Origin of the sequence: Wolbachia endosymbiont of Nasonia giraulti (assembly GCF_048054155.1) — a bacterium.
Lineage (GTDB): Bacteria > Pseudomonadota > Alphaproteobacteria > Rickettsiales > Anaplasmataceae > Wolbachia > Wolbachia pipientis_C.
The window spans coordinates 64,716-76,325 of record NZ_JAFEVH010000001.1 but is presented as its reverse complement, the minus strand read 5'-3'; the positions used below and the strand labels follow the sequence as shown (position 1 = coordinate 76,325).

Here is an 11,610-nt window from a genome sequence, read left to right as displayed (position 1 = left end):
TACCATAATGGAACTTTATCATCCATTTTAGAAAATACTATAGTTTTATAATTAAGGAGTACATTATGACAAATCCTATACTAAACCCTCCATTTCAATGGAAGGCACTTCATGATTGCTATAGAGAATGTGAAGAAAAGTCCCCAGGTAATAGTTGGTGGGTAACAACAGAGCGAAATAATTGCAAGTGGTACTGTCGTCTGAAAGATACTCATGGCTTATTTAAATCTGATTCACAAGAAGAGTCGACACCTATTGATATAAGTAGTACATTCAGAGAGATTGGAAATAAATTCTATGATCTTGCAGATTCAGTGTCTGTTCTATAGTAAAATAAAGGTATCTATTCAGCAGAGTGGTAAAATAAGGTAGATGGGAAAAGACAACTATAGGGACAAATAGGTGTCATCCCAGTGTCAAGCACTGGGATGACACCTATTTATTTTCGGTGCTTCCTTTCTTGTCATCCGAGTAGCCTTTGCTTGTCATTCAAGTAGCAGACACTCGAATCCATTATACTCCGTAAATTTAACTGGATGCCAGTGTCTGAGCACTGGCATGACAACAAAGGAGCTACTTTCATGACACCCATTTGTTTATATGGTTGTCTTTTCTCATCCACCTTATTTTGCCACCCTGCTGAATAGATATATTAGCATATATTTAAATAGGGTAATAGCCCATCACTAAATGGGTACCCAATTGCTCAACACTATCAATTTTAATTTGTAAAGTGTCCTTTATAAACTTGTTAGCCTTTTCTATGCTCATCGTAATTATATATTTATTTTTTTGAATACGCGATGAATAGCTACATTTATGTAAGTCTAAAATTTCAACAAATCTGCTTCTATCATCTTTATAGTGAAAAATTACGTTAACACCCACAGCTTCTTCTTTATCATATTTAATATCAATTTTTGGTTTATGGTCATAGTTTGCTCCAATAATCCTTCTTATTGAGTGTTCTACTGCCATTTTTATTATTTTAGGATTACTGCAGTCTGAAACAGGCACTGATTTATAATCATGAGCAGCTACTTTAGCATAAACCGACTGGCTTTCTAATTTATCTGAGTATTTTTCATTAAATTCCTTTATCTTTTCAAAATGTCTTTCATATTGAGTCAATCCATCTTTCCCTTTTTTCTCCATCCTTTTCAAGAATTCCTCTACTGGCTCTCGTTTGGCTAGAGTAATTTTGCGTATAAGCGGAATTTGTTTTTTCAAGCTAATCCAATATGGTAGGCAAACAACTTTTGCATCTTTCGAAAATAGACCTTCTAATTTTTTCACTGCATTGTATAAGTTTGCTGGTTCTGGTTTATAATGCCCACTATTATTGTCTATATAAGTTATTTCACCATTTACCACTTTCATTAAACCAGAACATAAAACTGGCTTACCACCTGCAAGAGTTGAATGACGATAAGCCCATTCGCTTTTGTTAACATTAATATGTTCATGAGTTACTAGCTTTCCGTCAAGCGTGATCACATAAGCTACACAACCTTTTTTACCCTTACTAATTTTATCAGTTGTATCATATAGTTTGCCTTTAAAGCCTTTTAACTTGTTTTCTGGCATTAAGTCAACGTATAATTTTCCTTTATAAGGAATTTTGGTATATTCTGCTTGGTCATCTGGAGTAAAATACTTAACCCTTGTATTAGTTCCAGGAATTTTTCTTCCTTCAACTCCAATTTCTGGAAACAAATTATATCGTGGAAAAAAATAAGTAAAATTATTCTCTATCCAATACAGAATCTTATTTATGATACCAAAAACCTTTCTATTACCTAAATCAATAGAGAGTTGCTGTTCCTTTGGTACTGCTAGATGATTGGACTTTGTACCAGATTTGCCAAATTCTTTGGCAGCATATTTAAACTTTTCTAGTAAATATTCCTTACGTTCTTTTGATATTGACATTTTTACCTCACTTACTATTATTTTATCCTATATTATTTTAGACAAAAAGTCAATCTTTCTTAAGACATTCAGAAAAAAAGTAGCAGCAAAATAGCTAAACTGACTTAGATTTATCGACAATTTGAAAAATCATCATTCCGCTACTTGTTAGCGAAATCTATGTTCGTACAGTTGTGCTGCCCAACAAACTTATGCTAAGCTGTGCTGCCACTAATTTTGCAACCGGTACTCTATAGGGCGAGCATGACACATAATCAACCCCTGATTTGATGAAAAACTCTATGGACTGTGGATTCGCTCCATGCTCTCCACATATACCAAGTTTAATTTCTTTTCTGGTTTTTTTGCCCCTTTCGATAGCTATTCTGATTAATTCCCCTACCCCTTCGACATCTAGCACCTCAAAGGGATCGTTTTTGAATATGTTGCTTTCCTTATAAGAATCGAGGAAATTAACTGAATCATCTCGTGAAAGTCCCATAGTTGTTTGTGTTAAATCATTAGTGCCAAAACTAAAAAATTCTGCGTGTTTTGCGAGTTTGTCAGCAATAAGTGCTGCTCTTGGCAGTTCTATCATCGTTCCGATTGAATAATTCACATCGAAATTTTTAGCTTCTTTCTTTACTAACTCGCATATCAGAACAAACTCTTTCTCGCTCATGATAAAAGGAATCATGATTTCAGGTTTCACTTCTATCTTCTTTTCTTTCCTTAATTCACTTGCAGCACTGAGTATTGCCCTAATCTGCATTTTATATATTTCAGGATGAGAAATAGCAAGCCTACACCCTCGATGGCCAAGCATTGGATTTTTTTCTGATAACTGTACTATTTTATTTTTTACCGATTCAACTGACTTATTCAGTGATCTGGCGATTTTTTCTATAATGGATTGATCATGAGGTAAAAACTCATGTAGAGGTGGATCAAGTAATCTTATAGTGACTTCCTTGCCCTCCATAATAGAAAACATTTCTTTGAAATCAGACTTTTGCATTTCTTCGAGTTTATTTAATGCATTTGACCTTTCATTTTCATCATCAGCTATTATCAATTTTTGAATGAATTCGATTCTATCACTAGCAAAAAACATATGTTCTGTGCGACATAATCCTATACCTTCTGCACCGAATTCTTTCGCAATTTTTGCATCTTTTGGAGTATCAGCATTCGCTCTCACCTTCACTGTTTTGATTTTATCTACCCAGTTAATTATCGTTTTGAACTCTTGAGATAATTCAGGCAAAACTGTCGGAAGAATACCAAGCATAACCTCTCCTGTTCCTCCGTCGATGGTGATTGGTTCACCTTTATTTACTTTTATATCCCCCATAGAAAGAAATTTTTCATCTTTATCAATATAAAGTCCACTTAGACTACAAATACATGGTTTACCCATTCCACGAGTTACAACAGCGGCATGGGAGGTCATACCTCCCCTCGCTGTTACTATTCCACTTGCAGCATTCATTCCATTAATATCTTCAGGGCTCGTCTCTGATCTTACCAAAATTACTTTTTTACCCTGCTCTGCAGCTTTTTCAGCATCACTTGCACTGAATACTACATATCCAGAAGCAACACCTGGAGAAGCTGGCAGTCCTTTGCCTATTACTTCTTGATCGATTTTAACATCAAGAACTGGATGCAATAAATTGTCAAAAGTTTTTGGATCAATTCTCAATATTCCTTCCTCTTTTGTAATCGCTCCTTCTTCTACCATATCAACTATTATGCGAATAGCAGCTTCGGCTGTGCGCTTGCCAGACCTAGTCTGCAAAATCCATAACTTACCGTCCTGTACAGTAAATTCGATATCCTGCATGTCCTTATTATGCCTTTCAAGTTTTTCACATACCGCGCATAATTCTCGGTAGACACTTGGTAGCAACTTCTCCATGGTACTTTCTTGCTCCCCGTCAATTTGCATAGGAGTATAAACACCAGAAACCACATCCTCACCCTGAGCATTAACTAAAAACTCACCAAAAAGCTTTTTTTCTCCAGTTGAAGGATTCCTTGTAAATATCACACCAGTTGCTGAATTATCATTCAGATTACCAAAAACCATTGCTTGTACATTAACTGCAGTTCCAAGGTTTTCAGGAATATTATTTATTTTTCTATAGGAAAAAGCTCTATCATTTTGCCAAGAAGAAAACACTGCATTTACTGAATTGAGTAACTGTTCTTCAACGTTCTGCGGGAAATTTTTTCCTATTTTCTCATATACTACATCTTTGAAATCATTAACAATCCCCTTTAAAACATCAACATTAAGATCAGCTAAGCTTTTTGCTCCACTTTTTTGCTGTTCACTATCAATAATGTCTTGAAATAGGTTGTGGTCAAGCTGTAGTACAACATTCGAGTACATCATGATGAAACGGCAGTAGCTATCGTAAGCAAAACGTTCGCCACTTTTTTTTGCAAGACCAACAACGGTTTCATCATTTAGACCAACATTTAAAATAGTATCAAGCATGCCCGGCATTGAATTCACACTACCAGAGCGTATGGAAACTAATAAAGGATTATTTGAATCCCCGAATTTACAACCGATGTCACTTTCGAGCATCGCCATGTAGTTTTTTATCTCGTTACGTAGATCACAAGACAATTCATTATCTTGACAATAGGCCTGACAAACAGCAGTGGAAATTGTAAAACCAGGTGGAACAGGAATGCCAATGTTACACATCTCTGCCAGATTTGCTCCCTTCCCTCCTAGTAGATCTCTCATTGCTGCATTGCCTTCACAGTTGCTTTGGCTAAAGTAATATATTAACTTTTCCTGCATTTTTTTCGGATTTTCACTAATATACATACTATTCTAATAAATTTGTCAGGCAGGAGTAATAAATTTTGTAAAATTCAGCACAATTAAATAGCCTCTTTCCCTTTCATTCTAGTGTCCCTATTGTCATTCAAGTATTCTTTCCTGTCATCTCAATGACCTCTATGATGTCATTCCAGCGCATGATGCTGGAATCCAGTTTGTCCATAATCTCACCAAAAACGTTGTGTTTTAGCATAATTTTGTGCTCAATATGCTTATTTGTAGTAAAGACTTCTGGATTCCAGCATCAAGTGCTGGAATGACACCGTCATACCTGTTGGAGTATGAATGTAGCCTTATCTCACACTCCTGTCATCCCAGTGCCCAGACACTGGGATCCAGAAGACTGATCAAGTAATAAGAACTAGTCACGCGCTGGCTCTCTTAAATTACTTTAGCTATAAGTGTTAAGAAATTTACCAATCAAAAAAAGGCAAAAGAATCCACATGGTGCTAATTTTATTACTGTAATTGATAATGTGCTAACGCTTTAAATAAGCGCGATCTGGCCGAATGTAGAAAAAATAAAAAAGGCATGCAGCCGCCATAATTTCGCCAATAAATACAAGATTTGTCAAGAAGCTTCTATTAAATGAAAGTTATGAAAAAAATCTATTGCAAGTCTTTTAATATTCTGTTAAGAGCTGGAACAAATAGAAATTATTATGTTTGGATTAGAGAATAAGAAATTTCTGATTACTGGTGCATCAGGCGGAATAGGCCAGGCAATTGTAGAAATTATGCATAAGGCCAGAGCAACTTTATGTATTTCTAGTACAAAAAAAGAAATACTCGAAGAAGTTGCTAAAAAATATGAAAAAAACATTCACGTGCTTCCTTGCAACTTATCAAATCCTGAAGAGGTAAATCAACTAATAAATAAAGCAAGTGAGTTGATGAAAGGCTTTGATGGACTCATATGCAATGCAGGAATTACACAAGACAGCTTATTGTTGAGAATGACAGATGAAGCATGGCAAAAGGTGATTGACATTAATTTGACCTCCACATTTAAGCTAAATAGAGAAGCATGCAAGAAATTCATTAAAAATAATTGGGGAAGAATCATAAATATTTCCTCAATAGTAGGATTGACAGGAAATGCCGGGCAAGTAAATTATGCAGCATCAAAAGCTGGAATAATAGCTATGAGCAAATCTATAGCAAAAGAAGTTGCAAGTCGCGGTGTAACAGTAAATTGCATTGCTCCTGGGTTTATAGATACTAAGATGACTGAAGTTTTAAATGAAAAACAAAAAGAAAAAATATTAGATAATATTCCAATGAAAAGAACGGGAACAGGAGAAGAAATAGCAGCAGGGGTATTGTTTTTAGCAAGCGACGAAGCAAAATATATAACGGGGCATGTGCTTAACATCAATGGTGGGCTATTTATGTAGCAACACTTATTTATGGACAAATTATGAGTTTTACCTTAAAATAAATATATATATAAGTTTAGATTCACACTAGTTTATTATTTGGAGGCAAAAGAATGAGCTATATAATAAAAAAACTTTTTAATGCTTTATGTATAGTGCTGTTTCTCTTTTTTTCAGATTACGCAAATGCTGCTAATGATATAGATGATACAACTGCCCAAGTAATATGCAATATTATTGGTTATATTTGGGGAATAGGTGGGCCACTTATGACTGTAGTCATAATAGGTGCAGCTTTGCTTGCAATATTTGGTAGAATGCCATGGCCAGCTCTCTTTGCCTTAGGTATGTTTTGTGGTGTATTTTTTGGTGCCAAAACGATTATAACGAAAATTATACCCAATATAAGCGATGAAGTAAGAGAGACGTTGAATAAGTGTGGGGAAAGATAACCTAAAAATAAGTGTGTTTTTGTGTGTATTGTTCCTTCATATCCTCAATTTGCAGCAAGCAAGAGCTATCTTTCGGTAAAGTTTTAATAGCTAACTCAGCGTACTTCATAAATTTCTCTAAATTACCTTCAATACAAGCCTTTTTCGTCAAAGCAAAATAATACATTGCCATATCAGCGCTACGTTTATATGCAATACTTAAATACTTCCAGACAAAGGCGTTATTTGTTTCTACGCTTGCAACCTGCTCTAGGTAAAAAATTGCCTTCTCTATTTCACCGTGTAATAATAAAGTATGAGATAACGCAAGTTTCACTAAATAGTTATTCTTCTCAGATAAATATCTAAGTGATTCTTCATACATTTTTATTGCTTCACTTAAATTTCCAGCTTTGTATAACATCTCCGCTTTTAATTCATATAAATAAGGATCATTGCGTGACTCTTGAATCAATAAATCAACTTTAGCAATAGCCTTTTCTATCTTTCCTTGCCTATAATGAATTACAGCATTTACATACTTAGAATTATCTTCATATTTATTAGATAATACATAAATAGGGGTAAAAAAAGAGTCTAACTTTGCAACCGTACGCTCAAACTTCAACAACTTATCTGCAAGGATTGGTTTTATATTATTTTTAACCTTATAATTCTGTACAGCAAATATACGTTTATCACTAAGTGGGTGAGTGCGGAAATACTCTTCAGTGTTTTCATGCTCAATACTCTTAAAATAGTCAAAAATCTCTTTCATACCCGAATTATCATAGCCAGATTCATCAAGGTATCTTAAAGCATAGCTATCTGCTACACTCTCTTGCTCTTGAGAATAGTTAAAAAACAACCTCGAACTAAGCGTTACACCACTAAGCAAGATTGCACTCGCAACCTGAGGGTTAATAACAATACTAGAAACTAATCCTACCATATAACTAATCATTGCTATTGATTGAAAATAACCTACAGCACTACTCATTTGTAATACATGACCAGCAGATATATGAGCAATTTCATGTGCTAATATACCAAGTAAGACATAAGGTTCAGTCGAATATTGTAAAAGCCCTAAATGAATGAAAATGCTATTATTGTTAATTACAAAAGCATTAATCGATCTATCATCAACTATAAAAACTTTTATTTTATCATTATCAATACCCGCAGCAGAAAATAAAGGTTGCGCTAGATCCTTCACTACCGCTTCCACTTCACTATCTCTAATAATACTAACAGAGTAAGCGCTATTACAGTATACGAAGAAAAATAGTAAAACAAAAAGCCTAGACATGGAAGTTCCTTGTTTGTATAACTTTTAGGAATTTTACATTTTAACATTTAAACTATACGAATTTATAAACGCTAGTTTAAATTTTGAACGTAACTGATAAGTTTATCGATGGTAGTTAACTTAATTTTGTGTTGTTCAGCAAATTCAAGCAACTGGGGTAAGCGCATCATAGAGCCATCATCATTCACTAATTCACACCCTACAGCCGCATGACTAGATCCAACCAATTTTGCTATCTCAACACTTGCCTCAGTATGACCGTTGCGTGCTAAAACCCCGCCCTCACTTGCAATAATAGGAAAAACATGACCAGGGGTAATAATATCATCCTTAGTACTTTTTCCATCAATAGCGGTAAGTATCGTATGCGTTCTATCATGAGCAGAAACACCCGTTGTAATACCATAACGAGCATCGATTGACGTAGTAAATGCAGTGTGAGGAATAAGTGCTTCATCTACATTACTTCTCTTCATAAATTCAAGGTTAAGTTTATTCATGTAAAACTTTGTCATAGCTAAAAACACAATACCAGTGCCATACCTAACCATAAAAGCAATATGTTCTGGTTTCACCCTTTCAGCTAAAATAACCAAATCACCTTCATTCTCTCTGTTTTCATCGTCAACTAAAATGAATAATTTACCAGAACTAGCATCCCTCAATACATCTTCCACAGAAGAAATACCGGGTAGACTAATTGAAGGATAAGTTACTTGTACCATGATTTACTTAAACTCAATCTTAACTATTTTATACAATTTCTCTCCATTTGGCACTATCACTTCCACATACTCACCAACTTTTTTGCCAATTAAAGCACTACCGAGTGGTGAATCCGTAGAGATCAACTGCTTTGAAGCATCAGCTTCATATCCACCTACAATCTTATAAACATATTCAATTTCACTGTTATCATCATTTAACATGCTTACCGTAACAGTTGCACCAAACATTACTGTATCACCAGACAAATTTTTTACTTCTATCACTTCTGCATGTGAAAGTTTACTTTCTACCTCAATTATACGGCCTTCAATAAAACTTAATCTCTCCCGTGCTGCATGATATTCTGCATTTTCGGATAAATCGCCTTGATCACGAGCATCAGAAATAGCCTGTATGATAGAAGGCTTTTCTTCCTTTAATTTCTCAAGTTCGACTTGCATACTCTCAAAACCTTCCCTTGTAATAGGAAACTTGTTAACAATGGATGAAGTCATAATCACCGCCTAAACGCAATTAAATTGAGTGACAAAATCACTCACAATACCAAGAATATCATCTTTTATATCATCATTCATGTCACCCGACAACTTTTTTAAAACTCCAGGGTGAACAGTTTGAAAATAATTGATAAGATCACACTCGAACCTATTGATGTTGCTCACCTGTACCTTATTTAATTGACCATACAGATTAGAAAAGATATACATAAGCAATACTTGCTCTTCTATTTGCATAGGTGAATACTGTTTTTGCTTTAATAATTCAATAAGGTATTTACCTTTGTTTAAGGACAATTGAACAGTAGCATCAAGATCAGAACCAAATTTAGCAAAGTCTTCCAGTTCTCTATATTGGGCCAAACTCAGCTTTATAGAACCAGCAACTTTTTTCACAGATTTCAATTGTGCAGCAGAGCCAACCCGAGAAACCGATAAACCTATATTCACTGCAGGGCGAAATCCTTTGTGAAACAATTCAGACTCAAGAAAAATTTGTCCATCGGTAATTGAAATCACATTAGTTGGAACATATGCAGATACATCACCAGCCTGAGTCTCAATAATCGGCAAAGCAGTCAAAGATCCCTGTCCTTTTTCATCAGACATTTTAGCAGCTCTTTCAAGCAAGCGAGAGTGTACATAGAATATATCTCCAGGATAAGCTTCACGACCAGGAGGACGTCTGAGCAATAAGGACATCTGCCTATATGCCACAGCATGCTTAGATAAATCATCATATACCGCCAAGCAATGCATTCCATTATCACGGAAAAATTCTCCAATAGTGCAACCGGTATAAGGTGCTAAAAATTGCATAGGCGCGCAGTCAGATGCGCTAGCCACAACTACGGTTGTATACTCTAATGCTCCACTTTCTTTTAGCTTATTCACCACTTTTGCTACCGTCGAAATTTTTTGTCCAATAGCAACATAAACACAGTAAATTTTTTGATTTTCGTTTACCTCATCATTAATCTTCTTCTGATTGATAATAGTATCAATCGCAATAGTGGTTTTACCAATTTGTCTATCGCCAATAATTAATTCACGTTGCCCTCTACCTATAGGAATCAACAAATCTATAATTTTAATTCCTGTCTGCAGAGGTTCATGCACAGATTTACGGTCAATAATACCTGGCGCTTTAGATTCTATATACATTTTGTTCTTGGCTCTAATTTCTCCGCCATCGTCTATAGGATCGCCTAATGCATTTACAACTCTCCCTAATAATTCATGACCTACAGGCACCTGTACAACGTCGCCACTACATTTTACAACGTCCCCTTCTTTTACATCACGGTCATTGCCAAGCACAACTATTCCAGCTGTATCATGATCTAAATCAAGAACTATTCCTTCTACACCGCTTGCAAAAGATACCTTTTCACCAAACTTTGCTTTTTCCAGCCCATAGACCAATGTGATACCATCCGTTACTGAAATTACTTCACCTATATTTTCTCGTTTTATAGGATTATCAAATGTCTCAACCTTCTCTTTTATTATGTTTACTACTTCAGAGGCATTTATGCTATTCTTCATATACAATTCCTTATTTTCAACATTTCCATTTTACTCAAATCAACCAATCTATCCAAATAACTCTTAAGCGAAGCATCAATCAAGTTAAAACCATACCTAACTACGAAGCCACCTAGTATAGAAGGATCAACCACATTACTGACTTTTATTATTTTACCAAGAAAGTTCAAAGATTCAGTAATTATTTTTATATCAGGTTTCTTTAAAACCTCTGCTGATTTTATAGTAATTTCCAATTCGTTTTCACTTTCCCTTACAAGATTTAAGAATTTTTCTAATATAAGGATTAATAAACGGGAGCGCTTGTTTGCAAGTGTAACCATAATAAATTTGACTAAGTTTTCACTCAAGTTCTTATTTATAGAAAGTATCGCTTCTTTTTTGTGCAAAAGAGAAACCATAGGATGAGATAGATACACAAAAACATCACTTTGATCTTTAAAAAAAGCTAACAAAAATTCTACTTCTTTTCTTATAATACCTAATCTGCTTCCTGAGACATGAAACAGTGCTCTAGCATAAGATGAAACTAAATTATTGTTTTTCATATTAAATTACCTATTCTAGTAAATCTAAGTTATTTAAGCTACCATTCCTCAATCCAAGCATTTTTTATATAAATAGGTCTTCTCCTTAAGGAAAGAAAACATAAATCATATCTAACTGAATAATCTAAAAAATCAAGATTTTTACTTAAGAAATATTTAGAAGAATTTATAATAGACTGACACTGAAAATGAGATATCGGTACTTCTTTTCCAAATAAACTTGTTTTAACTTCTATAAAAATCAGCTCCTTTTTTTTAGATACAATTAAGTCAATTTCACCCAACTTACAACGGAAGCGACGTTTTATAACATTATAGAATTTCAGCTTTAAATATATCGAAACTAACAATTCTCCAAAGTAACCTACAAAATAGCGTAACCTACTTACCAT

At 34.6% G+C, this 11,610-nt stretch carries 11 protein-coding genes; 3 read left to right on the top strand and 8 right to left on the bottom strand.

The features are described 5' to 3' along the window. Positions 1-65: 65 nt before the first annotated feature. Positions 66-329 (top strand): hypothetical protein, encoded by a 264-nt coding sequence (locus JR312_RS00425; protein WP_264330562.1) that lies wholly within the window; start codon positions 66-68, stop codon positions 327-329. Between the two features lie 334 nt (positions 330-663). Here the strand turns inward: JR312_RS00425 and JR312_RS00420 are convergent, their stop codons facing one another. Together JR312_RS00420 and ppdK are read right to left on the bottom strand one after the other, a co-directional pair. After that, positions 664-1,932, bottom strand: a complete 1,269-nt coding sequence (locus tag JR312_RS00420; protein WP_416647449.1) for a hypothetical protein — start codon at positions 1,930-1,932, stop codon at positions 664-666. A 157-nt stretch (positions 1,933-2,089) separates the two neighbouring features. Beyond that, positions 2,090-4,759: a pyruvate, phosphate dikinase gene (gene ppdK / locus JR312_RS00415; protein WP_416647448.1), complete on the bottom strand. Its 2,670-nt coding sequence runs from the start codon at positions 4,757-4,759 to the stop codon at positions 2,090-2,092. 677 nt (positions 4,760-5,436) lie between these two features. Here ppdK and fabG point away from each other — a divergent pair. Together fabG and JR312_RS00405 are read left to right on the top strand one after the other, a co-directional pair. Next, complete coding sequence (gene fabG, locus JR312_RS00410) at positions 5,437-6,171, top strand: 3-oxoacyl-[acyl-carrier-protein] reductase (protein ID WP_264330565.1); 735 nt, start codon at positions 5,437-5,439, stop codon at positions 6,169-6,171. Positions 6,172-6,266: 95 nt separating this feature from the next. Continuing rightward, complete coding sequence (locus JR312_RS00405; protein WP_416647447.1) at positions 6,267-6,605, top strand: TrbC/VirB2 family protein; 339 nt, start codon at positions 6,267-6,269, stop codon at positions 6,603-6,605. Between the two features lies 1 nt (position 6,606). Here JR312_RS00405 and JR312_RS00400 read toward each other — a convergent pair whose 3' ends face one another. From JR312_RS00400 to JR312_RS00375, 6 genes are all read right to left on the bottom strand, one after another. After that, positions 6,607-7,896: a M48 family metalloprotease gene (locus tag JR312_RS00400; protein ID WP_416647446.1), complete on the bottom strand. Its 1,290-nt coding sequence runs from the start codon at positions 7,894-7,896 to the stop codon at positions 6,607-6,609. A gap of 71 nt (positions 7,897-7,967) precedes the next feature. Continuing rightward, entirely contained in the window at positions 7,968-8,621 is a 654-nt protein-coding gene (ribB, locus tag JR312_RS00395; protein WP_416647445.1) for a 3,4-dihydroxy-2-butanone-4-phosphate synthase, read from the bottom strand. A 3-nt stretch (positions 8,622-8,624) separates the two neighbouring features. Next, positions 8,625-9,119 (bottom strand): transcription elongation factor GreA, encoded by a 495-nt coding sequence (gene greA, locus JR312_RS00390; RefSeq protein ID WP_006012293.1) that lies wholly within the window; start codon positions 9,117-9,119, stop codon positions 8,625-8,627. Between the two features lie 9 nt (positions 9,120-9,128). Then, a complete protein-coding gene (gene atpA / locus JR312_RS00385) occupies positions 9,129-10,670 on the bottom strand; it encodes a F0F1 ATP synthase subunit alpha (RefSeq protein ID WP_416647444.1) in 1,542 nt (513 codons plus the stop codon). After that, the gene (gene atpH / locus JR312_RS00380; protein ID WP_006012287.1) at positions 10,667-11,218 is read right to left on the bottom strand and encodes an ATP synthase F1 subunit delta; all 552 of its coding nucleotides are present in this window, start codon (positions 11,216-11,218) and stop codon (positions 10,667-10,669) included. Before atpH ends, atpA begins: the two co-directional genes overlap by 4 nt. A gap of 38 nt (positions 11,219-11,256) precedes the next feature. Further along, positions 11,257-11,610, bottom strand: a complete 354-nt coding sequence (locus JR312_RS00375; protein WP_264330569.1) for a YraN family protein — start codon at positions 11,608-11,610, stop codon at positions 11,257-11,259.